General features: G+C 71.6%; 22 protein-coding genes and 1 pseudogene. 7 read left to right on the top strand and 16 right to left on the bottom strand.

What is annotated here, in order from left to right; genetic code table 11:
- Positions 1-24 precede the first annotated feature (24 nt).
- Positions 25-999 (bottom strand): SMP-30/gluconolactonase/LRE family protein, encoded by a 975-nt coding sequence (locus OHB01_RS30715; RefSeq protein ID WP_328854335.1) that lies wholly within the window; start codon positions 997-999, stop codon positions 25-27.
- Positions 1,000-1,287: 288 nt separating this feature from the next.
- Here OHB01_RS30715 and OHB01_RS30710 point away from each other — a divergent pair, with 288 nt between their 5' ends.
- Together OHB01_RS30710 and OHB01_RS30705 are read left to right on the top strand one after the other, a co-directional pair.
- The gene (locus OHB01_RS30710; protein WP_205830058.1) at positions 1,288-1,731 is read left to right on the top strand and encodes an ester cyclase; all 444 of its coding nucleotides are present in this window, start codon (positions 1,288-1,290) and stop codon (positions 1,729-1,731) included.
- 167 nt (positions 1,732-1,898) lie between these two features.
- Positions 1,899-2,057 carry a hypothetical protein gene (locus OHB01_RS30705; protein WP_222709508.1) on the top strand — a complete coding sequence of 53 codons (159 nt, stop codon included), beginning with the start codon at positions 1,899-1,901 and terminating at the stop codon, positions 2,055-2,057.
- A 221-nt stretch (positions 2,058-2,278) separates the two neighbouring features.
- Here OHB01_RS30705 and OHB01_RS30700 read toward each other — a convergent pair whose 3' ends face one another.
- From OHB01_RS30700 to OHB01_RS30690, 3 genes are all read right to left on the bottom strand, one after another.
- Positions 2,279-2,926 (bottom strand): 4'-phosphopantetheinyl transferase family protein, encoded by a 648-nt coding sequence (locus tag OHB01_RS30700; protein ID WP_142646909.1) that lies wholly within the window; start codon positions 2,924-2,926, stop codon positions 2,279-2,281.
- Positions 2,927-3,077: 151 nt separating this feature from the next.
- A complete protein-coding gene (locus OHB01_RS30695; RefSeq protein WP_142646910.1) occupies positions 3,078-4,046 on the bottom strand; it encodes a TerC family protein in 969 nt (322 codons plus the stop codon).
- 166 nt (positions 4,047-4,212) lie between these two features.
- Positions 4,213-4,521, bottom strand: a complete 309-nt coding sequence (locus OHB01_RS30690) for a helix-turn-helix transcriptional regulator (protein ID WP_142646911.1) — start codon at positions 4,519-4,521, stop codon at positions 4,213-4,215.
- 266 nt (positions 4,522-4,787) lie between these two features.
- Here OHB01_RS30690 and OHB01_RS30685 point away from each other — a divergent pair.
- Positions 4,788-5,003, top strand: a pseudogene (locus OHB01_RS30685) (aminotransferase); the annotation flags it as partial.
- A 207-nt stretch (positions 5,004-5,210) separates the two neighbouring features.
- Here OHB01_RS30685 and OHB01_RS30680 read toward each other — a convergent pair.
- Together OHB01_RS30680 and OHB01_RS30675 are read right to left on the bottom strand one after the other, a co-directional pair.
- Positions 5,211-6,173 (bottom strand): glutathione S-transferase family protein, encoded by a 963-nt coding sequence (locus OHB01_RS30680; RefSeq protein WP_328709971.1) that lies wholly within the window; start codon positions 6,171-6,173, stop codon positions 5,211-5,213.
- A gap of 163 nt (positions 6,174-6,336) precedes the next feature.
- Positions 6,337-6,810: an SPW repeat protein gene (locus OHB01_RS30675; RefSeq protein WP_142646913.1), complete on the bottom strand. Its 474-nt coding sequence runs from the start codon at positions 6,808-6,810 to the stop codon at positions 6,337-6,339.
- 187 nt (positions 6,811-6,997) lie between these two features.
- Between OHB01_RS30675 and OHB01_RS30670 the strand changes: the two genes are divergently transcribed.
- On the top strand, positions 6,998-7,192 hold the full coding sequence (locus tag OHB01_RS30670) for a CsbD family protein (protein WP_142646914.1): 195 nt from the start codon (positions 6,998-7,000) through the stop codon (positions 7,190-7,192).
- A 551-nt stretch (positions 7,193-7,743) separates the two neighbouring features.
- Here the strand turns inward: OHB01_RS30670 and OHB01_RS30665 are convergent.
- Positions 7,744-7,869 (bottom strand): hypothetical protein, encoded by a 126-nt coding sequence (locus tag OHB01_RS30665; protein ID WP_260617182.1) that lies wholly within the window; start codon positions 7,867-7,869, stop codon positions 7,744-7,746.
- Positions 7,870-8,584: 715 nt separating this feature from the next.
- Positions 8,585-9,250: a hypothetical protein gene (locus OHB01_RS30660; protein ID WP_142646915.1), complete on the bottom strand. Its 666-nt coding sequence runs from the start codon at positions 9,248-9,250 to the stop codon at positions 8,585-8,587.
- 177 nt (positions 9,251-9,427) lie between these two features.
- On the opposite strand from OHB01_RS30660, the gene OHB01_RS30655 reads away from it, so the two are divergent.
- Positions 9,428-10,012 (top strand): DJ-1/PfpI family protein, encoded by a 585-nt coding sequence (locus tag OHB01_RS30655; RefSeq protein ID WP_147943340.1) that lies wholly within the window; start codon positions 9,428-9,430, stop codon positions 10,010-10,012.
- A gap of 33 nt (positions 10,013-10,045) precedes the next feature.
- Here OHB01_RS30655 and OHB01_RS30650 read toward each other — a convergent pair whose 3' ends face one another.
- The 6 genes from OHB01_RS30650 to OHB01_RS30625 are packed head-to-tail and all read right to left on the bottom strand — an operon-like array spanning position 10,046 to position 16,306.
- Positions 10,046-11,047, bottom strand: coding sequence for a M24 family metallopeptidase (locus OHB01_RS30650; RefSeq protein WP_240971243.1), 1,002 nt, complete (start codon positions 11,045-11,047; stop codon positions 10,046-10,048).
- On the bottom strand, positions 11,044-11,979 hold the full coding sequence (locus tag OHB01_RS30645; protein WP_142646917.1) for an ABC transporter ATP-binding protein: 936 nt from the start codon (positions 11,977-11,979) through the stop codon (positions 11,044-11,046). The genes OHB01_RS30650 and OHB01_RS30645 overlap by 4 nt, the downstream gene beginning before the upstream one ends.
- Positions 11,976-12,794 (bottom strand): ABC transporter ATP-binding protein, encoded by an 819-nt coding sequence (locus OHB01_RS30640; protein WP_168065791.1) that lies wholly within the window; start codon positions 12,792-12,794, stop codon positions 11,976-11,978. The genes OHB01_RS30645 and OHB01_RS30640 overlap by 4 nt, the downstream gene beginning before the upstream one ends.
- Positions 12,791-13,666: an ABC transporter permease gene (locus OHB01_RS30635; protein ID WP_260617183.1), complete on the bottom strand. Its 876-nt coding sequence runs from the start codon at positions 13,664-13,666 to the stop codon at positions 12,791-12,793. The genes OHB01_RS30640 and OHB01_RS30635 overlap by 4 nt, the downstream gene beginning before the upstream one ends.
- On the bottom strand, positions 13,663-14,688 hold the full coding sequence (locus tag OHB01_RS30630) for an ABC transporter permease (protein ID WP_328854334.1): 1,026 nt from the start codon (positions 14,686-14,688) through the stop codon (positions 13,663-13,665). The genes OHB01_RS30635 and OHB01_RS30630 overlap by 4 nt, the downstream gene beginning before the upstream one ends.
- 22 nt (positions 14,689-14,710) lie before the next feature.
- Positions 14,711-16,306 (bottom strand): ABC transporter substrate-binding protein, encoded by a 1,596-nt coding sequence (locus tag OHB01_RS30625; RefSeq protein ID WP_142646919.1) that lies wholly within the window; start codon positions 16,304-16,306, stop codon positions 14,711-14,713.
- A gap of 139 nt (positions 16,307-16,445) precedes the next feature.
- Between OHB01_RS30625 and OHB01_RS30620 the strand changes: the two genes are divergently transcribed.
- Positions 16,446-17,123: an Lrp/AsnC family transcriptional regulator gene (locus tag OHB01_RS30620; protein ID WP_205830081.1), complete on the top strand. Its 678-nt coding sequence runs from the start codon at positions 16,446-16,448 to the stop codon at positions 17,121-17,123.
- Positions 17,124-17,125: 2 nt separating this feature from the next.
- On the opposite strand, the gene OHB01_RS30615 is transcribed toward OHB01_RS30620, so the two are convergent.
- Positions 17,126-17,473: a hypothetical protein gene (locus tag OHB01_RS30615; protein WP_142620331.1), complete on the bottom strand. Its 348-nt coding sequence runs from the start codon at positions 17,471-17,473 to the stop codon at positions 17,126-17,128.
- A 127-nt stretch (positions 17,474-17,600) separates the two neighbouring features.
- Positions 17,601-18,629 (bottom strand): ROK family protein, encoded by a 1,029-nt coding sequence (locus OHB01_RS30610; RefSeq protein WP_142646921.1) that lies wholly within the window; start codon positions 18,627-18,629, stop codon positions 17,601-17,603.
- A gap of 469 nt (positions 18,630-19,098) precedes the next feature.
- Here OHB01_RS30610 and OHB01_RS30605 point away from each other — a divergent pair, with 469 nt between their 5' ends.
- Positions 19,099-20,454, top strand: coding sequence for a cellulose-binding domain-containing protein (locus OHB01_RS30605; protein ID WP_142646922.1), 1,356 nt, complete (start codon positions 19,099-19,101; stop codon positions 20,452-20,454).
- The last annotated feature ends 21 nt before the right edge of the window (positions 20,455-20,475 follow it).

Below are 20,475 nucleotides of genomic sequence, written 5' to 3'. Positions count from 1 at the left end.
CTCCTCGGGAAGGATGAGGATTCGTCATCGCGGCGGAGCCCAGTAGGGCGTCGCCAGGCCGCGTACGCCCACCCGGGCGGTGAACAGGTGCCCGGACCCGGGGTGTTCGGCCACATCGACGTCGTTGGTGGACGTGGTGATGACGAGGACGTCGAGGTCCGGCCCGGCGAAGGCGGGGCAGGTGACGTTGGGCGCGCCGACCTCGACCACGGCGAGCAGGCGGCCGCCCGGATCGCGGCACTCCACCCGGCCGCCGCCGAAGAACGCGATCCACAGGTTGCCCTCGGCGTCGGCGCACATTCCGTCGGGCATGCCACCGGTGAGCCGGAACAGTTCCCGCCGCGGCCCGGTCCGCCCGGTGGCCGGGTCGTAGTCACGCTCCCACACCACGTGCGGCGTGCTGTCGATGCTGTAGAGGCGGTCGCCCTCGGGGCTCCAGGCCAGGCCGTTCGACAGGGTCAGGTCCTCATCGAGGAGGACGCAGTCCGTGCCGTCGAGGCGGGCCAGCACCTCCTGGCCCTCCCGGTCGTCCAGCGCCATGCTGCCGATCAGGAAGCGCCCGGCCGGGTCCACGGCGCCGTCGTTGAGCCGGCTCGGCGCGCCGGGCGGCAGCACCCGGGCCAGCTCGGTGCGGCGGCCCGCGGCGTCGACCCGGGTGAGGACCTCGCGCTCGGCGACGACGAGCTGCCCGTCGGCGGATACGGCGACCGCGCCCACCGTGTTGCCCACCGTGTTGCCCGCCGCGGTGCCCACCGTGTTGCCCGCCGTGTTGCCCGCCGTGTTGCCCGCCGTGTTGCCCGCCGCGGTGCCCGCCGCGCCGAAGGTGTGCGCGGCGGTGGCGGTGATCGTGCCGGTCTCGGGGTCGAGCCGTCCCTCGTGTACGGCTCCCGCGTTGATGTCCACCCACAGCAGGCGCTGCCTGACGGGGTCCCACACGGGGCCCTCCCCGAGGGCGTACACCTCGCCGGAGGCCCGGGTGGCGGCGAACTGCCTGGTCATAAGGCCTCCCGGTCGGCGGGGATCGCGTGGACGGACGGCGGGCCGCCGGGAACCGCCCGCGGCGGAGCGAGCGGAAGCAAGGTCATGTTCCGGATACTAGAGCCGATTTCGGGCGGGAGAAAAGGTCCTCCGGGATCTTTCGGGCGGAAGAAACGGCGGGTCGGCCTCACGCGGGCTCGCGAGCCTGCCGTTCGTCTTGCAGGCGACGGCGGTATGGGCCCGCCAGAAGGCGCCACGTTACCGTGGTGTCGTAGGAGCCGGTGATGGTCGCATTCAAGGGGAGCGAAGATGATCGCCACCGCTCGAGAGGTCAAAGATCGGGTGATCGCGGCTCTGAACGATCACGATATTGAAGTGGTAATGCAGTATTTCGCCCGAGACGCCGTCTATGTCGGGCCGGTGGGCCCGGCCGAGGGACGCGAACAGATCGCCTGGTACTTCGAGCACCTGCTGCAGGCCTTCCCGGATCTGCAGATCACACCGTGGTGCAAGGTCCCCGCGTGTGATCCGGCCGTCTCGGCCGTCTCCGAGTACGTCATGACCGGTACGCATCTCGGGCCGCTCCTGCTACCCGGTGGATCGATGCTGGAGGCGACCGGCCAGCGCATCGCGGTCCGCGGCGCGGGGTTGTGCACCATCGAGAACGGGCTGATCGTCAGCGACCGCGACTATTACGACCAGTTGGAGCTCTTCAGCCAGCTCGGCCTCTGCCTGCCGGAGGCCGTCGCCTGACGCCCTCGGCCCTGGTCTGCCGTCCCCCATAGCGACCGGGTCGTGTCGGCGCGCGCCGTCTGCCCGCCGTTCCGGCTCATGGTTCACGGGCCCATCGACCCATGCCTCGGCTCCTAGGCTGATGACAGTGACTGACATCGGTGCTACGTTGATGGCAGTCACTGACATTGCTGGAGGCGGGCGAGCACTTCTCCTGGCTGGGCGGCATGATCGGGCTCGACTCCCCGGCGACGAGCGCACTGACCCGTGAACTGCTGGGGTGGCAGCCGGTGCAGCCGGGGCTGATCGACGACCTCGACAAGGGCCACTACTTCCGCGCGAAGTGACCATCGTGAAGTGACCATCGTGAAGTGACCCCGTGAAGTGACCCCGTGAAGCGACCGCCGAGCGATGAGCGGTGGCAGGAGACCACGCGGGCGCGCCAGGTGCGGATCCACAAAGCGGGGTCGTCAGAGCGGGGTCGTCAGAGCGGGGTCGTCAGAGCGGGGTGGTCAAAACAGGGTCGTCAGAGCGAGGTCGTCACAGCCGTATCTTCATAGCGGGATCGTCAGGGCCGGGGGAGGGTGATGGAGGTCGCGATGTGCCCGCCGCGCACCGTCCACCGGCCCGGCAGGACGTCCGTCCCGACGGCCGGGTCCGCGGCCAGGAGCCGGGCGCGGAACGTGCCCGAGGGCTCGATGTCCACGACCGCCTCGGAGAAGTCGAGCCAGCGGCGGGTCAGCGGGAACCACACCTTGTAGACCGACTCCTTGGCGCTGAACAGGATCCGGTCCCAGCAGACCTCGCCGTCCGCGTCGCTCATCACCCGGAGGGCGGCGATCTCCCCGGGGGAGGCGATCGTGGGAAGGACCCCGTCCGGGAGGGGTTCGTGCGGTTCCGCGTCGATGCCGACGGCGCGCGCGACGTCGGCGGAGGCGACGGCCGCCGCGCGATAGCCCGAGCAGTGCGTGATGCTGCCGACCGTGCCTGCGGGCCAGATCGGGGCGCCTCGCTCGCCGCGCGGGATCGGCACCGGCGCAAAGCCGATTCGGGCGAGCGCGAGCCGGGCGCAGTGGCGTCCGGTGACGAACTCCCGCCGCCGCCGGTCGACGGCACGTGCGATGAGCGGTCTCTCCTCCGGGAACAGCGTGTCCTCCGGCACGTCGCCGAACTTCTCGGCCGACGCCACCCACGAGGGCAGGATCTCGTCGATCATGCGGCCGTCCCCGGCGCCGTCGACATCTCCTCCACCGCCGCGGCCATGTGTGGAGAGTACAGATCCCCGCGCCGCAGCGGAAGATCGATTCAGGCGCCGTACGGCCTGCCGTCCGGGCAGCATGAGGCCGGTGACGGAAGGGGGACGTCCGCTAACGGCGATCCGGGACGGCCGGATCCGTCCCCGCGCGCTCCTCGCGGCGGTTCCGGTACGCGCTCGCGCCCACGGCGGCCACGAGGCAGGCGCAGATGACCACGAGCGACAGCCACACGGGGATCTTGTACACGTCCGCCAGGAGCATCTTCGCGCCGACGAACACGAGGATCGCCGCGAGGCCGAACCGCAGATAGCCGAACCGGTGCATGGCCCCGGCCAGCAGGAAGTACATCGCCCGCAGCCCCAGGATCGCGAACGCGTTGGAGGTGAAGACGAGGAACGGCTCCGACGTCACGGCGAAGATCGCCGGAATCGAATCGACGGCGAAGACGATGTCGCTGGTCTCCACCGCGACCAGGACGGCCAGCAGCGGCGTCGCGGCCCACCGGCCGCCCGTCCGCCCGTCCGCGTCCTGCCGTACGAGGAACCGCTGGCCCTGGTAGGAGCCGGTGACGGGGACGATCCGGCGCATCGCGCGCAGCACCAGGTTGCGGTCGGGGTGCACCTCGATCGCCGAGTGCCTGGCCATCTTCACGCCGGTGTAGAGCAGGAACGCCCCGAAGGCGTACAGGATCCAGTGGAAGTGTTCGAGCAGGACGGCGCCCGCGCCGATGAACCCCGCGCGGAAGACCAGCGCGCCGAGCACGCCGAAGAACAGCACGCGATGCTGCAGCTCGCGGGGGACCGCGAAGTACGAGAACAGCAGCGCGATCACGAAGACGTTGTCGACGGCCAGGGATTTCTCGATGAGATAACCGGCCAGGTATTCCCCGCCCGCCTCGGGCCCCCAGACGAGCCAGACCACGGCCCCGAAGCCGAGTCCCAGCGTGATCCACACGCCCGACCAGCCCAGCGCCTCACGGACGCCCACCACGTGGGCCCGGCGATGGGCGAACAGGTCCACGGCGAGCATGGCGAGGATGACCGCCAGGACCGCGGCCCAGACCCACAGGGGTACGGACATCGTCAACCTCCTCACCGCCGCGTGGGCGGGCTAGGCAGGTCGACGGTCTCCCCGTGCCACCGCCAGCGATGACCCTCCGCGCCGGGACGCCCTGTGCGGCGGCCGTGATGACGACGCTGAGGAAGCCGGGTACTCCCCCTCGAACTATGTTGAAGTATTCAGGAAATCAGCTTCGTATGTCAACCGTGGACCCGAACAGCTCGAGGAACTCGCCGATGTGGCGGTGCCGCTCGACCGGGTGACGGAACGGGGCCTCCGGGTTGATCGTGTAATGGTTGCGCCGTCCCACGCGCTCCCGGCGCAGGTAGCCCGCCGCCTCCAGGTCCGAGACGATCGCCTGCGCCGCCCGTTCGGTGATGCCGACCGACTCGGCGACGTCCCGCAACCGCGCGTCGGGATCGCGGGACACCGCGAGCAGGACGTGCGCGTGGTTGGTGAGGAACGTCCAGCCGCCCGCAGGGGAGGAGGTGCTCATACCTCATTATGCGATGGACGATTCACGAAACCGAGGTCGGGTCCCGTCCCGACGTCCGCACCCGCCCGGGTCGCGCAGCGCCACGGGCCGTCGGCCGAAGATCATCACTCCCTGTGGAGTGGCCAACATCTCCGACAGAATAGGGCTTCCGCTGTCTTTTGGGGGCTGCACATGGCCATCGACGTCGGACAGGTGCGGGCGGACACGCCGGGATGCGAGCATGTCGTCCACCTCAACAGCGCCGGATCGTCCCTGCCGCCGCGCAGGTGACCGACGCCGTGGTGGATCACCTGCGCCTGGAGGAGCGCATCGGCTGCTACGAGGCGGCCGCCGCCGCCCTCGACCGGTCGGAGCGGACCTACGATGCGGTGGCCGGGCTCGTCGGCGCGGACCGCGACGAGATCGCCCTCGTCGAGAACGCCACCCGCGCCTGGGACATGGCCTTCTACTCCCTGCCGTGGAAGCCGGGCGACCGCATCCTCACCTCGCAGGCCGAGTACGCCGGCAACGCGATCGCCTTCCTGCGGACCGTCCGGCGGGCCGGCAAGATCGGCCTCGGCGTGGCGGCCGAATACGCGCTGAGCCTCGGGCTCGACGTCATCTGCCCCCGCTCGTGCGGTCCTCGGTGCACTACTACGACACCGAGGACGAGCTCGACCGGCTGTGCGAGGCGCTGCCCTCCGCGTGAGCTACAGGCTCCAGTCGATGACCGGACCCGCGGGCACGATCCGAAATGGATTGATCTTCGGGTGGGTGTCGTAGTAGTGCCGCTTGATGTGGTCGAAGTTCGTCGTGCCGCCGAAGGCCGGGTTCGCGTAGAGGTCCCGGGCGTAGCGCCAGAGGTTGGGATAGTCGGCCAGGCGGCGGATGTTCGCCTTGAAGTGGGTCACGTAGACCGTGTCGAACCGGGCCAGCGTGACCCACAGGCGGACGTCGGCCTCGGTGAGCCGGTCGCCGAACAGGTAACGGCCGCCGGCGAGGCGCTCGTCGAGCTCGTCGAGCGTCGCGAACAACGTCGTCACGGCCGTGTCGTACGCCTCCTGGCTCTCGGCGAAGCCGCACTTGTACACGCCGTTGTTGACGTCGGCGTACACGCGCTCGTTGAGCGCGTCGATGTCACCCCGGAGGTCCTCCGGGTAGAGGTCGATGCCCGGCCTGGCCCACCGCGCGAACGCCTGGCCGAGGTCGAGGCTGATGTCGGGGAAGTTGTTGCTGACGATCCGGCCGGTGCGCCGGTCCCACAGCACGGGCACCGACACGTGGCCGTCGTAGCCGGGCTCGGTCGCCTCGTACGCCTCACGCAGCAGCGTGAAGCCGTTGAGCTCGTCGGGGCCGTGGCCCGGGCCCTCGCGGAACGCCCACCCGCGTCCGTCGCGGACGGGATCGACCACGGACATCGACACGACGTCCTCTAGGCCGAGGAGCGCCCGGACGATGACCGAGCGGTGGGCCCACGGGCAGGCCAGCGACACGTACAGGTGATATCGCCCGGGCTCGGCGGGATATCCGCTGCTTCCGTCGGCCGTCACGCGGTCGCGGAACCGATAGACGGGCCGCTCGAACGACCCGTCCGGCCGCGTCGCCGCCTTGATCCCGTAGTCGCCGTAGGTCGCGAAGTCCACCGGACTCGCGACGGGGGCCGTTGTCGTCACGCCGTCACCGTCCTCTCCGTCTCCGACGAGACGAGAGTAACGGGAGCCGGTGACAGGACGGCCATCGTGCCGGCCGCGGCGGCACCGCCGTCCCGGGGACGGCGGTGCCGCGCCTGTGCGCCGGGTGCCCGGTGCGGGCAGGCCGCCGGGGTTCGGGATCCGGTCAGTGGGCCGGTCCCATATGTGCCGATCCCGTACGGAAGCCGCCGGGCCGCCCGCGATCCATCATGCCGAACCGCATGGTCACCAGGCCGAAGAGCAGGATGAGCGCGCCGACGATCACGTTGCTGACGATCGTCGACGTGGTCGCCATGCCTCCGCGGATCACCCAGGGGGCGATGATGGTCCAGATACCGAGCAGCGGGGCGACCCAGGAGATTCCGTAGGTGCGCCCGAACGCCGAGCTGTACCCCATCGCCAGGAGCGCCACGGCCAGGCCGGTGATCAGGTTGTTCACGGCAAGCGGAGTCCGCGTGCCGCTGAATCCGACGATCCACGGTGAGAGCGCTAGATACATACCGCTCAGAAGCGTGAGACCATCGGCGAGCTGCGCGGCGGGATTCGCCGCGGCGGCCTCGTAACGAGCGCGCATCTGCATGATGTCGGGATGCGTCCCGATGTCGGCACCGTGTGTCATACGTCACACCACCCTTCAGAGGTGTGTGCTGTAGTCCTTATTTCTAGCGTACGCCCGATTCGTCACTTTTTCCCGTTTGGGTGGGATTGTGTTTGCGGGGTGGGCGGCGGCGCGCCGTGCGGCGTTTAGCCCCTTCACCTGGGGAAAGGGGGGTTGGTCAGCTTCTGGAACCGAGAGGAGTGTCCGGATGAGCACGGAGGACAAGTTCCGCAACAAGTCGGAAGAGGTCGTCGGCAAGGCCAAGGAGGGGCTCGGCAAGGTCACCGACAACGAGAGCCTTGAGGCCGAGGGCCGGGCCGACCAGTCCGAGAGCCACATGAAGCAGGCCGGCGAGAAGATCAAGGACGCCGCCGGCAAGGTGAAGGACTCCATCAAGGACTGACCCGCGCCGGGGCGACGATCCCGCTGGAGGCGACAGGCCGCCACGGGGCCCGTACGAAGGGGTGGGCAACCGTCGCCGGGGGCGAGGGGCCGCCGAGCCGGGGATGATCTCCCGGCGCTCCCGTCCCCGCCGGATGGTGTGCGTGATGGTGTGGAGAACGGCCGGCTCCCCAAGGGGGGCCGGCTTCCGCGTTCACCGGGTGTTCACCTGGCGCGACGATCGCAGCCCGGCAACAGACGACCGGGGCGAAGCAGTCGGCAGGGCTCGGCCGATGGCAGGACGCAGCGGCAGGTGGCGGAGCGTAGCGATCCGCGAGCGCAGGGGTGGCGGGCGGCGGGATGCGACGGCTTGGGGCGAGTCAAGCGGCTGTTCGCCGGTCTGATCGTCGTCTGATCGTCGTCTGATCGTCGGCTGGTCGCCGGCTGGTCGCCGGCTGTCCGCCCCGGGTTGGTCACCGGGCTGTTCGCCTGGCTCGACGGGCGTCGTCCCGGGGAAGGCCCGTGTTTTCGGGCCGGTCGGCGCCGGCCCGCGACGATGGCGGACGCCTCCGGTCAGGCCGCCTGCGGCATCGGCATGCGGAAGGTCGACGTCAGAAGAGCCTGGAAGAGACGCACGAGCAGCGCCTCCAGGACCATGATGGCCGCCCGGGAGAGTACGGCGGCGAGGAACTCAGACACTTCACACCTCGGTAGGACAAATCGGCTTCTAGGGAAGAGTGACGCACCAACCTCCCAAAACGGCGTAGTTCAGGTTACCGTTCGGTGAACGGTCGATGACCGTTGCGGATACACGTCCCGATCACGCGCATCCGCCGTTGTCCCCGATCATGAAGCCGACCATGAAGTCCCGGGCGTGATACGGCCCCCGCGCGGGCCGCGACAGGGCCCGGAGCGTGCCCCATCATGCACGCGCTCGGGTCGCTCATCGCGTGCATCGCTCAGGCGCCGGTGCCTCTGAGCGCGGGTCCGTCGCGGTGCGGACCGCTCATGCGCGGCATGACTCACGCGAGGATCAGTCAGGCGCGGGTCGGTCAGGCGCGGGTCGGTCACCCGTGGTCGGCCATGCGCCGATCAATCGCGCATGCGGATCAGCCGGGCGCGTGGGTCCCTCGCGTTCGCGGGTAAGGCACGCGCGTGGATCGTTCACCGGCCGACCCGTGTCGGCCGTGCCGGTCGCCGCGCAGCGGCCGGCACCGCTCGCCTGTTGCTCGCCCGCCGGCCGTCCGGCCGGATGCCGCCGCATATCTACGGATGTCGCCGAATGCCGCCTCATGTCCCTCGGGCGCGCGCCGCAGCGTCCGATCGTGCGGTGACAACGTGCCGATGATCGCGCGCGCCGAGCACACGCCGATCGCGCGGTGCCGCGGGCGCGGACCGCGCGAGGCGCCCCGCGTTACTTGGCGCCGGCCCTGGTGCGCCGGGCGGTGGTGGTGGCGGGAGTCTTCGCCTCGCCCTTGGCCGTGGTGCTTCTCCGCCCGGCCGTCCGGGCTGCCGGCGTCGCCGGCTCCGGCATGGCTCCGGCCCCGGTTGCAGCCGTTCTCGGCGTGGTCCGCCCGCGGGTCTCCTTCTGTGCGGTGCCGAACGGTGACCAGCGCTGCTCCCGTCCCCTGGCGCGCTGGGCGATCATCGTGCCCGCGCCGATCGCCGCCGCCACCGGCCACTCCAGGATGCCGAGCGCGGCCAGCGCGCCGAGCCCGCCGTAGTACATGATCCGCTCCGGCGGCGGCAGGAACGTGCGGGCGACGTCCATGGCGTGCCCGACGTCGCGGCCGCTGATGTGCGGCATGCCCACGTGCGGCAGGTGCATCTCGGGCGCCCGGAACTGAACGCGCATGAACGGCAGGTTCAGGTTCAGCTGGGGCCGGTGCTCCTCTTTCATCTCCATGCTCTTGCCGGCGCGCGGAGCCGGAGTGGGCGTGGTTCGCGTGGTCGTGGGCCGCGTGGTCGTCGTCCGGGCGCGGGTCGTCCGGCCCCGGGCGGTCGTCGTGCCGGTCGTGGTCGTGCCGGTCGTGGTCGTGCCCGCCCTGCTCGTGCCCGGCGTCGCCTCGGTCGTGGTCATGGATCCTCCCCGATGACGTGTCCCGACGCGGATCGCTGCCCGACCCGCGAGAGCTTCGGGAAAATGACCTTTCTATCCTCTATCGAGCCTCCTGGGGTTGCTGGTGCTGATAGCGACTATTTGCCCAGTCTTGCCGGTGCTTTCGTCTCCGTACGCCCCCTGCGCGAGGATGGCGGCATGACACGGATTGGGATCTTGCTGTTCGACCAGGTGGAGGAACTCGACGCGGTGGGCCCCTGGGAGGTCTTCGGCGTTTGGGCGAAACTGCGCCCCGACGAGGCGGAGGTCGTCGCCTTCGCGCCCGAGGCGGGAGCCGTACGGGCGTCGAAGGGGCTGACGCTGCACGCCGACAGGTCGGCGGCCGACGTCGGTCACCTGGACGTCTTCCTGCACCCGGGCGGCGCGGGGACCCGTCCCCAGCTGAAGGACCCCGACCACCTCGCCTGGGTGCGGGACCTGCGCGGACGCGTGCCGCTGATGACCAGCGTCTGCACGGGGTCGCTCGTCTTCGCCGCGGCCGGGCTGCTGGCGGGCCGCCCGGCGACCACGCACTGGGGCGCCCTCGACCTGCTCGCCGAGCTCGACCCGACCATCGACATCCGTCGCGAGGACCGCTTCGTCGACGACGGCGACGTCGTCACCTCGTCCGGGGTGTCGGCGGGCATCGACATGGCGCTCCACCTGGTGGCACGGCTCGCGGGGGCCGACCGGGCCCGCGAGGTGCGCCGGCACATGCAGTACGACCCCGAGCCCCCCGTCTGACGGCCCGCCCGGCGATCCCCCGGGTGAGCCGGTCTACCGGTCGAGGACGTGGAGCGCGCGGGAGCCGGTGCTGAGCAGCTCCGGGCCGTCCTCGCCGCACACGACCACGTCGGCCACGCGGGCGCCGAAGAGCTCGGGCAGATAGATGGCGGGCTCCAGGCAGACGGTCATCCCGGGCTCGAACCTCTCCCCGGCCGCCAGCCAGGGCCCCTCGGCCGGGCTCAGTCCGATGCCCCGGCCGGCGCGGGCGGCGGCGTAGTCGCCGTAGCCGCTGCCGTCGATGACCTCGCGGGCGACGGCCGCGGCCTCGGCGCACGCCACCCCGGGGCGTACGAGGTCGACGGCGGCCCGCTGCGCGGCGAGGACGACCGAATACATGGCGTCGAAGTCCTCCGGCGGCTCGGCGACCGCGAAGACCCGGGCGACCTCGGCGCAGTAGCCGTTCCAGCGTCCGCCGATCGAGACGAGCAGCGCGTCGCCGGGGTTGATCACCCGTTCGCACGGCCGGTGGCGCGGGTCGGCGGAGTGCTCGCCCGCCGCGACGAGCACGGAGGGCGTTCCCTCGCAGCCGGTCTCGGCGAGCATCGCCCGCAGCCTGCGTGCCATCCCCAGCTCGGTGGCGCCGAACCAGGCCGGCTCGCGGGCGGCGAGCAGCACGGCGTCGGCCGCCGCGGCGGCGTGCCGCATCGCGGCCACCTCGTCGGCCCGCTTGCGCAGGCGGAGCGGCGCGAGCACGGCAGAGGCCAGCACGAGCTCCGCGTCGAGGCGCAGCGCGAACAGCTCGGCGGCGGGCATCTGCGGGTCCACCGCCACACGGCGGGCCGACGGCGGCACGAGGGCCGCCGCCTGCGCGGGGTCGCCGGCCTGGGCGGGCGGCCCGTCGAGCGCCACCACGAGGTAACTCTCGCCGTCCGCGCCCGCCGGCGGGCCCGCCCGCAGGTAGCGGAAGTCCGGGGAGGGCCGCAGCACGAGGGCGTCGACCCCCGCCCCGGTCATCCCCGCGCGTACGTCCTCCAGCATGAGCGGGTCGATCATGACGCGGGGGACGGCTCCGGCGCGTGCAGCCAGCAGGCCACCGGCCCGAAGTCCGGTTCCTTCTCCCGGCACACGTCCATGGCCAGCGGGCAGCGGGGATGGAACCGGCAGCCCGCCGGGGGATCGGCGGGGTCGGGCACGTCCCCCGGCAGCTCGGCGGGCAGCACGCCCGCGCCGTCGGGGGAGGGGATCGCGGCGAGCAGCGCCCGCGTGTACGGGTGCCGGGGGTCGGCCCACACCTCGGCGGTCGGCCCGGTCTCCACCACCTTGCCGAGGTACATGACCGCGATCCGGTCGGCGATCAGCCGTACGACGGACAGGTCGTGGCTGATGAACAGCAGGCCCGCGCCGGACTCCACGGCGAGGTCGCGCATCAGCCGGGCCACCTGCGCCTGGGCGGAGGCGTCCAGTGCCGAGATCGGCTCGTCCCCGATCAGCAGCGACGGCCGGGCGGCGAGCGCCCGCGCGATCGCGACGCGCTGCCGCTGCCCGCCGGAGAACTCGTGCGGATATCGGCCGGCGAAGTCGCGCGGCAGCCCGACCCGTTCGAGCAGGTCGGCGGGGCTGGCCGCGGTGTCGCCCGCGGTCCGCAGCCCGTCGGCGATCTGCGCGCCGACGCGGCGGCGCGGGTTCAGCGAGGAGTACGGATCCTGGAACACCATCTGCACGCCGGTGAGCGCGGGGTCCCTGCGGCGCAGCCCGAGGGGCGTCACCGGCCGCCCGCCGACGCGGATCCGTCCGGAGGCCGCGCCGTGCAGCCCGCACACAGCCCTGGCCAGGGTGGACTTGCCGCATCCGGACTCGCCGACCAGGCCGACGACCTCGCCGGCGGCGACGTGCAGGCTGGCCCCGGCCACCGCTCGCACGACCGGGCGGCCCGGCGTGCGGTGCTCCACGACCAGGTCCTCCACGGACAACAGGGGGGTGGTCATCGTGACTCCTCCGCGGGCGGCACGGGCAGGGCGTCGAGCAGCGAACGGGTGTAGGGGTGGCTCGGCTCGCGGAGCACCCGGCCGCGCGGGCCGGTCTCCACGACCAGCCCGTCCTTCATCACGCTCACCTCGTCGGCCACCGCCGACATCACGCCGAGGTCATGGGTGACGAGCAGGACGGCGAGGCCGAGGTCGTCGCACAGGCCGCGCAGCAGGCGCAGGATCCCGGCCTGCACGGTGACGTCGAGCGCGGTCGTCGGCTCGTCGGCGATGAGCACCTCGGGCTCGCAGGCCAGCGCGACGGCGATGGCGATGCGCTGCCGCATGCCGCCGGAGAACTGGTGCGGGTAGCGCTTCAGCGCCTCCTCGGGGCCCGGGATGCGCACCTTGGCGAGCAGACCGGCGGCCCGCTCCCGCGCATCCTTCCTGCCGACGCCCAGGTGATGGCGCATGTGCTCGGTGAGCTGCCGCTCCACCGTCAGCATCGGGTGCAGGCTGGTCGCCGGGTCCTGGAAGACCATGGCGATCTTCGCGCCGCGCACCTCGTTGAGCTCGCGGGCGGGCATCTCCAGCAGGTCACGGCCGCCGAAGGCGATCCGTCCCGACGCGCGGGAGCCGTGGGGGAGCAGGCCGAGCACGGCGAGCCCGGTCATGGTCTTGCCCGAGCCGCTCTCGCCGGCGAGGCCGTGCACGCGGCCTGCCTCCAGGGTCAGGTCGACGCCGTGCAGGACGTCGTGGCCGCCGATCGAGACCCGCAGCCCTTCGATCGTCAGCGCCGCCTTCTTCGGTGCCGCCGTCTTCGATGCGGCAGTCACAGTGCACGCTCCTTGATCGCCCGGGCGGTACGCGGGTCGAGCGCGTCGCGCAGCGTGTCGCCGAGGAAGTTGAACGCGAGGACGACCGTGAGGATCGCGAGCCCGGGGAACGTCGCGACCCACCAGCTGTCGAAGACCTCCACCCCTCCGGCGACCATCGCGCCCCACTCGGGCGACGGCGGCTTGGCGCCGAGCCCGAGGAACGACAGGCCCGACAGCAGCAGCAGCGCGGTGCCGATGTCGAGGGTGGCGAGCACCAGCACGGGCCCGGTGACGTTGGGCAGCACGTCCACCCGCAGCGACCGCCAGGCGGAAAAGCCCAGCAGCCTGCCGCTCAGCACGAACTCCCGCTCCCGTACGCCGAGCACGAGGCCGCGGGTGACCCGCGCGTACGCCGGCCAGGCGACGACGAGCACGGCGAGCACCGCGTTGCCGAGGCTCGCGCCCAGGGCGGCGGCGACGACCATCGCGAGGATGACGGTGGGGAAGGCGAACACGAGGTCGGCCAGGCGCATGATCGTCTCGTCCACCCACCGGCCGAAATAGCCCGCGCAGGCGCCGAGCAGGCCCCCGATCACCACCGACAGCGCCACCAGCAGCAGCGTCAGCGGGATGGACACCCGTGCTCCGTACATGATCCGGCTGAGGATGTCGCGGCCGAGCTGGTCGGTGCCGAGCCAGTGGCCGGGGCCGGGCGGTGCGAGCCGGGGCAGCTCCTGCGCCAGCGGGTCGTGCGGCGCGAGCACCGGCGCGGCCAGCGCGACCACGATCCAGACCACCGCGACGACGGTGCCGACGACCGCCAGCGGACGCCGCCACGCCTGCGGGAGCCGGCTCGCGCGGGTGCGCGCGAACAGGCCGGCGCGCTTCACGAGACCCTCACTCTCGGGTCGATGACGCCGTACAGCACGTCGACGACCAGGTTGATGACGAGGTAGACCACGCCCACCACGAGGCCGACGCCCATGACGGCGGGCAGGTCGAGGGTGGTGGCGCTCTTGTAGGCGTACTGGCCGACGCCCGGCCAGGCGAAGACGGCCTCCACCAGCACGGTGCCGGACAGCAGGCTGCCGAACGCCAGGCCGGCCACGGTGATGACCGGCACCAGCGCGGGGCGCAGCACATAGCGGAACAGCACCACCCGGCCGGGCAGGCCCTTGGCGCGGGCGGCGCGCACGTAGTCCTGCCCGAGCACCTCCAGCACGGCCGAGCGGGTGAACCGCGTGAGCAGGCCGATCGTGTAGAGGGCCAGCACGAGCGCCGGCGCGGCCAGGTGGCCGACCGCCGAGGAGAACACGTCCCACTGGCCGGACAGCAGGGCGTCGACCGTGTAGAGGCCGGTGACCTGCGGCGGCGGGGTCATCCCGGAATCGATGCGGCCGCTGCCCGGGGTGATCTGGAGCCGGAAGAAGAACACGTAGAACGCCACGAGCGCCAGCCAGAACGTCGGCACCGAGATGCCGATGAGGCTGAGCACCCGCAGCACGTGGTCGGAGATCCGGTCGCGACGCAGCGCCGCGATCACGCCGAATCCCACGCCGAGGATCAGCGAGACGAGGATCGCGGCCCCGGCCAGCTCCAGCGTGGCCGGCACCGCCTCGGAGAGGTCGTCGAGCACCGGACGGTGGCTCTGCTGGCTCGTCCCGAGGTCGCCGTGCAGCAGCCCTTCGAGGTGCAGCAGGTATTGCTGCGGCAGCGGCCGGTCGAGGCCGTGATCGGCGCGCCACTGGGCCACGATCGCCGGGTCGCCGAGCGCCCGCTGGCCGAGGTTGGCCGCGACCGGGTCGCCGGGCACCAGGTTGGTCAGCACGAAGGTGACCAGCGTGATGCCCAGCGCCAGCAGCACCGCCGTGAGGACGCGCCGCACCAGGAACCGGGCGAGCGGACTGCGCACCGCCCGGTTCCCCGTACGGCGTCTACTTGGCGCCGAGGTCGGCGACATTGATCGTCCACACGGGGTGGTACGCCACACCGGTGACGGACGCCGCCGTCACGATGTTCTGGCCGGGCTGGATCAGCGGCATGAACGGGCCGGTCGCGTTGAGCTTCTGCTGGAAGTCGGTGTACGCCTGCTTGCGGTCGTCGTCGCTCACCGCGGCGGCGGCCTTGTCGGCGGCGGCCTCGACGTCCTTGTCCGCGCCCGCCTTCCATCCGGCCCGCAGGCCGACCAGCTTGCCCGGGGCGAACGACAGGTAGTTGCTGGGGTCGGGGAAGTCGGGGCCCCAGTACCACAGGCCCAGCTCCTCCTTGCCGTTGCGGTAGTTGTCCAGGGCGGTGGTGACCGGGGCGGGGGTCAGCTCGACGTTGATGCCGACCTCCTTGAGGTTGGCCTGGATACGCTCGGCCAGCGGCTGGAAGGACAGGCCGTTCACGGTCAGCTCGCTGGGATACTCCAGCTTGACCGTGGGGTCGGTCACGCCGCTCGCGGCGAGCGCCGCCTTGGCGCCCTCGACGTCGCGCGTGGCCGCCTGGTCGGCGGGCAGCGCGCCGAGGAACATCGACGGGATGATGCCCGATGCCTGCGTCGAGCCCTCGCCGGCCAGCTCGAGCAGCCCCTGATAGTCGATGCCCTTGCGCACCGCCTCGACGAACTTGGGGTTGGAGGTGACCTTGCTGACGCCCGAGTCCTGGTTGGCGAGCAGGAAGAACACGTACGCCGAGGTGGTCCGGTCGACCTGCAGGCCGCCGGAGATGCCGGCCACCTGGTCGCCGGACAGGTTCAGCGCCACCTGGCTGTCGCCGCGCTGCACGTTGAGCTTCTGCGTGGCCGACTCGACGTTGCGGATGACCACCTTGTCGTAATAGGGCTTCTTCGTGCCCCAGTAGTTCGCGTTCGCCTTCAGCACGACCTGGCTGCTCACGTTGAACGACTCGATCGTGTACGGCCCCGAGCCCGCCGAGGTGGAGTTGAGGTACTGCTCTGCCTTGTCGCCCGGGTCGTCGGTCGCCCCGTGCTCCTTGGCCGCCTTCGAGTTGAGGATGCCGAGGGCGGGGTTGGGCAGGATGTACGGCAGCGCCGGGTTGGAGGTCTTCGACGTCAGCGTGATGGTCGAGTCGTCGGTCTTGGCGATCTCCACGCCGTCGAGCAGGAACGACGGCGTGCCCTTCATGTCGCGCACGCGGGTGAGCGAGAACACCACGTCGTCGGCGGTCACCGGGGAGCCGTCGGCGAACTTCGCGCCCTGCCGCAGCTTGAGCGTGAGCGTCTTGCCGTCGGGCGACAGTTCGTACGACTCGGCGAGCGACGGCACCGGCTTGGTGACGTCGGAGCCGTCGAACGTGAGAAGCGTGTCGTAGGTCGCCTTGTCGACGATCAGGCCGGTCGGCTCGTAGGTCCGTCCCGGGTCCGCCGTCTTGAGGTCGAACGAGGTGTCTATCACGAGCGTCTTGCCCGCGGCGCCGCTGGGGGTGCTGCTGGACGAGCCGCCGCCGGAGCAGGCCGCGAGGGCGAGGGCGCCGGTGAGCACAACCGGGAGCAGGCCGGCCCTCACCTGCCACGAACGGGTCGTCATTATGTGTCCTCCGAAAACAGGCCAACTCTTGGCCGTATGGACGTTTGGTCGCCGATCGTCCAGGATTGTCCGGCAGAAAGTCCAGCTCGTGCGGCCAAGCCGAGACGAATCTCCCACGGAGGATGAAGCGGTGACCGAAATGTCAAGCAACTCGGGGTCCGGGGGCGGCGCCACTGGACGGATCGGCATCGGCCTGGAGCTGGACGCCACCCATCTGAAGATCCTCGAGGTGCTCAGGGAGAACGGGCGGGTCTCGGTCTCCGCGCTCGCCGAGCGCGTGGGGATCTCCCGGGCCAACGCCTACACACGCTTCGAGGCGCTGCGCGCCGACGGTGTGATCAAGCGCTTCACGGCCGAGATCGACCACCAGCGGGCCGGTCTCGGCATCGTCGCGCTGATCTTCGTGACCGTGCGCCAGCAGATGTGGCGGCAGTTCCGCGCCCAGCTCGCGCAGATGCCGGAGGTGGAGTACTGCGCCATCACCACCGGCCAGCACGACGCCATGATCCAGGTGCGGATGGCCGACGTGGCCGAGGTGCACGCGATGGTCACCGAACGCCTGGCCAACATCCCCGCCGTCAAGGCCACCGAGACCGTGTTCATCCTCGACGAGGTGCTCAGGCGGCCGTACGTGCTGCCGAGCGACCGGGAGCGCGACCGGGGCAGGGGCGCCGCGCGGCGGCCCACGCCCTCGGCCTCCCCGGAGCCCGAGCAGGGGCCGGGGCCAGGCCAGGGGCAGGGGCAGGGGCTGCCGCTCGGCAAGATGCGCTTCGTCGGCGCGGCCGAGGGCCGCGCCGCGCTGCGCGACGAAACGTAGGGTCAGGCCACCTCGGCGCAGACGCTGACGTGGGTGGCGTCGTCGCCCTCGAACTGGAACTCCTCCACCAGGCGCAGCCGGCCGTCCTCGGCCGTTTCGATGCGGCTGACGCTGCGGCCGCTCGCGCGCTCGCCGGTCTTCAGCAGGTGGACGTAGGACAGCTCGATGCGGTCGCTGTCCCGCGTGCCGACGAACCGGCCGTGGACCACGGTGTCGCCCGTGTAATGCCCCCAGATGACGCCGCCCGACTCCTCGTAGGCGAACTCGGTCGGCGCGTCGGCGTCCACCACGCTGGCCGTGGAGCTGACCATGACGAAGCGGCGGCCGTTGAGCAGGTCTGTGTCGTTCACGAGTCCGCATCGTGCCGAACCGAACGAGATTCGCAACCCGCTCTGGACGTTCCGTCCGCCGGACCCCGTCCTGGCGGGTGATCCGTCCAGATCACCCGCCGTGACCGGGCCGGGCCGCGGACAGGTGTCAGCGGCCGACGATCTCGGCGAGGGCGGCGAGCGCCGCGCCCCGGGCGCCGGCCATGTCGAGGTCCTCGACGAGCGTCACCGAGGCCACCCGCCGCTGCTCCTCGCGCAGCAGGGTGTGCTCGCGGACCTTCTCCAGGAACCACTCGCGGAAGTGCGGGGCCGCCTCGACCACCCCGCCGCCCAGGAAGTACGCGTCCGGGTCGGTGAAGTTGGCCGCGATCGTGAACAGCCTGCCGATGGCCATGGCCTGCTGCTCGAAGACCTTGAGCGCGAGCGGGTCGCCGTTCTCGGCGTAGCCGCGCAGCAGCTTGGCGGCCTTCCCGACGGGCTCGACCTTGTGCAGCTCGTGGTCGGGGAAGCGGGTCAGCCAGTAGGGCAGCAGGTTCTTCTCGATGCCGGTCAGCGAGGCGACGCTCTCGGCGTCCCCGACGAAGCCGCAGTTGCACTCGGGGAGCGGCTGGCCGTCCTCCAGCAGGCCCTGCAGCGGGATGTGGACGTGGCCGAGCTCGCCGGCCATCCCGGCGGCGCCCTTCACCACGTGTCCCGACTGGATGACGCCGCCCCCGAGCCCGGTGCCGACGATCGCCGACACCGACGAGTGCTGCCAGGCGTCCGGCCCGAAGCGTACGTGGTGGGAGTAGAGCGCCGCGGCGTTGCCGTCGTTGTTGTAGACGACCGGCAGCCCCAGCCGCGACTCCAGGGCTCCCCGGAAGTCGAAGCCGAACCAGCCCGGATCGACGAAGTTGGTCGCGCCCTTCGAGGAGATCACCCCGTCGGCGCTGGCCGGGCCCGGGGTGTCCAGGCCCACAGCGCGTACGGCGGAGCGCGGCGTGCCGGTCAGCTCCAGCACGTTGTCGAGGGCGAGCAGGAGCTGCTCGACCGCGACCTCGGGACCCTCCCGCACGAGGCTGGGGGTCTCGACCAGCCGGTCCACCAGGAACCGCCCTGAGGCGTCCAGAACGGTCGCGTTGTTGCTTGTGCCGCCGTTGTCGAGCCCGACGACGACCCAGGACCCTGTATCTGCCATTGGGGGTTGTCCTTTGCGTTCGCGCGTTTCAGTGCGAAGACTACGAGAGTCGGGCGCGCGGGGCACCGGTCCCCTCGTAACAACCCGGGCGGCCCGGGCACGCGGGTGCCCAGGGTGAAAGATTCAGTTCGCGCCGTCACCCGGGCGCGGCCGTCCGCGGCCCGTGTCGTGCCCCTGAGCTGCGCGGGCGTCGCCGCCGCCGGGGCGGGCCCGGTCCGGGAGCGGCGGGGTCCGTTGACCGGTTCCGCGACCCGGAGAAAACATCTGCGTCCGGGGGCCGCAGCGTCGCGACCCATCTGTCCCAGTGGCCGCGGCCCCGAGCGGGAGCGCGCCTACCCTCGCCTGTCCGTGCGTGCCCGCGCCTGCCCGTGTTCGCCGGTGCTCGCCCGGCGCCCGTCTCGGTGAGGAGGCGCGGCGCGCGAGCGGGGTGGCGTGCCGAACGAGCAGATGCGCAGAAATCGAGGTACGCATGAAGCAGTTCCGTCCCGTCCGAGGGCATCGCCTCGCGGCCCGCGGCCTGCCGGGCTCTCCGGTGGCGCGCGTGGTCGCGGCCCTGGCCGCGCTGGTCGCCGGCCTGGTGGTCGTGCTGGTGCCCGGCACCGCCACCGCGGCTCCCGTCTGCAGTGTGGACTACACGACCAACCAGTGGCCCGGCGGCTTCACCGCCTCGGTGCGGCTCACCAACCTCGGCCCGGCGGTCAGCGGATGGACGCTGCGCTGGACGGCGGGCACCGGCGAGCAGATCACCAACGCCTGGAGCGCCCAGGTCAGCCAGTCGGGCACGACCGTGACCGCGACCAATGCCGCGTGGAACGGCTCGCTGGCGACGGGCGGCGTCGCCGACTTCGGGTTCCAGGGCACCTGGTCGAGCAGCCTCACGACGCCTTCCGACTGGTCGCTGAACGGCGTGCCGTGCGGCGGCGTCGCCTCCCCGTCCCCCTCGCCGTCGGTGATCGTGGACCACTCGCCGTCCCCGTCTCCGTCTCCGTCTCTTTCCCCCTCGCCGTCCCCGTCTCCTTCCCCCTCTCCTTCCCCCTCGCCGTCGCCGTCGCCGTCGCCCACGGTGGACCACTCGCCGTCGCCGTCCCCTTCGCCGTCTCCCTCGCCCAGCCCGTCGGTGACGCCCACGCCGTCCGGCTGCTCGGGGACCGGGCTGGTCGTCTGCACCGGCTTCGAGGACCAGTCGGGCACGCCGTCGGGTGAGTGGCAGGTGACCACCCCGAACTGCTCGGGCACCGGCACCGCCACGATCGACACCGCCACCGTGCACAGCGGCGGCAAGTCGCTGCGGATCAACGGCGGCGGCAACTACTGCAACCACATCTTCGCCGCGACCACCAAGGACGTCTCCGGCATCGCGCCCGTGGTGTACGGCCGCATGTGGGTGCGCCACACGACCGCGCTCCCCACGGGCCACGTCTCGATGATCACGATGTCGGACTCCAGGGACGGCGGCAGGGACCTGCGCATCGGCGGCCAGAACGGCGCGCTCCAGTGGAACCGGGAGTCCGACGACGCCACGCTGCCCGAGCAGAGCCCCTCCGGCGTCGCGCTGAGCTCCCCGCTGCCCGTCAACCGCTGGGTCTGCCTGCGCTTCCAGATCGACACCACGCAGCAGTCCATGCGTACGTACCTGGACGACCAGGAGATCGCGGGCCTGCGGGTGGACGGCACGCCGACCACCGACATCGACGCCCAGTGGCTCCGCCGCTCCACCGCGCCCCGGCCCACGACGTTCCGCCTGGGCTGGGAGAGCTACGGCAGCGACTCCGACACCATCTGGTACGACGACGTGGCGCTGGGGTCGAGCCCGGTCGGCTGCTGATCAGCGCTCGTCAGGGGTAGA

The organism is Microbispora hainanensis, from assembly GCF_036186745.1.
Classification (GTDB): domain Bacteria; phylum Actinomycetota; class Actinomycetes; order Streptosporangiales; family Streptosporangiaceae; genus Microbispora.
The sequence above is the reverse complement of the archived record's forward strand: the minus strand, read 5'-3'. Positions and strand labels throughout refer to the sequence as shown.

Excerpts from the sequence above, each read along its gene's own strand:
- OHB01_RS30715 (WP_328854335.1), bottom strand. The coding sequence starts at position 999 with ATGACCAGGCAGTTCGCCGCCACCCGGGCCTCCGGCGAGGTGTACGCC.
- OHB01_RS30710 (WP_205830058.1), top strand. The coding sequence starts at position 1,288 with ATGATCGCCACCGCTCGAGAGGTCAAAGATCGGGTGATCGCGGCTCTG.
- OHB01_RS30700 (WP_142646909.1), bottom strand. The coding sequence starts at position 2,926 with ATGATCGACGAGATCCTGCCCTCGTGGGTGGCGTCGGCCGAGAAGTTC.
- OHB01_RS30695 (WP_142646910.1), bottom strand. The coding sequence starts at position 4,046 with ATGTCCGTACCCCTGTGGGTCTGGGCCGCGGTCCTGGCGGTCATCCTC.
- OHB01_RS30690 (WP_142646911.1), bottom strand. The coding sequence starts at position 4,521 with ATGAGCACCTCCTCCCCTGCGGGCGGCTGGACGTTCCTCACCAACCAC.
- OHB01_RS30675 (WP_142646913.1), bottom strand. The coding sequence starts at position 6,810 with ATGACACACGGTGCCGACATCGGGACGCATCCCGACATCATGCAGATG.
- OHB01_RS30670 (WP_142646914.1), top strand. The coding sequence starts at position 6,998 with ATGAGCACGGAGGACAAGTTCCGCAACAAGTCGGAAGAGGTCGTCGGC.
- OHB01_RS30660 (WP_142646915.1), bottom strand. The coding sequence starts at position 9,250 with ATGACCACGACCGAGGCGACGCCGGGCACGAGCAGGGCGGGCACGACC.
- OHB01_RS30655 (WP_147943340.1), top strand. The coding sequence starts at position 9,428 with ATGACACGGATTGGGATCTTGCTGTTCGACCAGGTGGAGGAACTCGAC.
- OHB01_RS30650 (WP_240971243.1), bottom strand. The coding sequence starts at position 11,047 with ATGATCGACCCGCTCATGCTGGAGGACGTACGCGCGGGGATGACCGGG.
- OHB01_RS30645 (WP_142646917.1), bottom strand. The coding sequence starts at position 11,979 with ATGACCACCCCCCTGTTGTCCGTGGAGGACCTGGTCGTGGAGCACCGC.
- OHB01_RS30625 (WP_142646919.1), bottom strand. The coding sequence starts at position 16,306 with ATGACGACCCGTTCGTGGCAGGTGAGGGCCGGCCTGCTCCCGGTTGTG.
- OHB01_RS30620 (WP_205830081.1), top strand. The coding sequence starts at position 16,446 with ATGTCAAGCAACTCGGGGTCCGGGGGCGGCGCCACTGGACGGATCGGC.
- OHB01_RS30610 (WP_142646921.1), bottom strand. The coding sequence starts at position 18,629 with ATGGCAGATACAGGGTCCTGGGTCGTCGTCGGGCTCGACAACGGCGGC.
- OHB01_RS30605 (WP_142646922.1), top strand. The coding sequence starts at position 19,099 with ATGAAGCAGTTCCGTCCCGTCCGAGGGCATCGCCTCGCGGCCCGCGGC.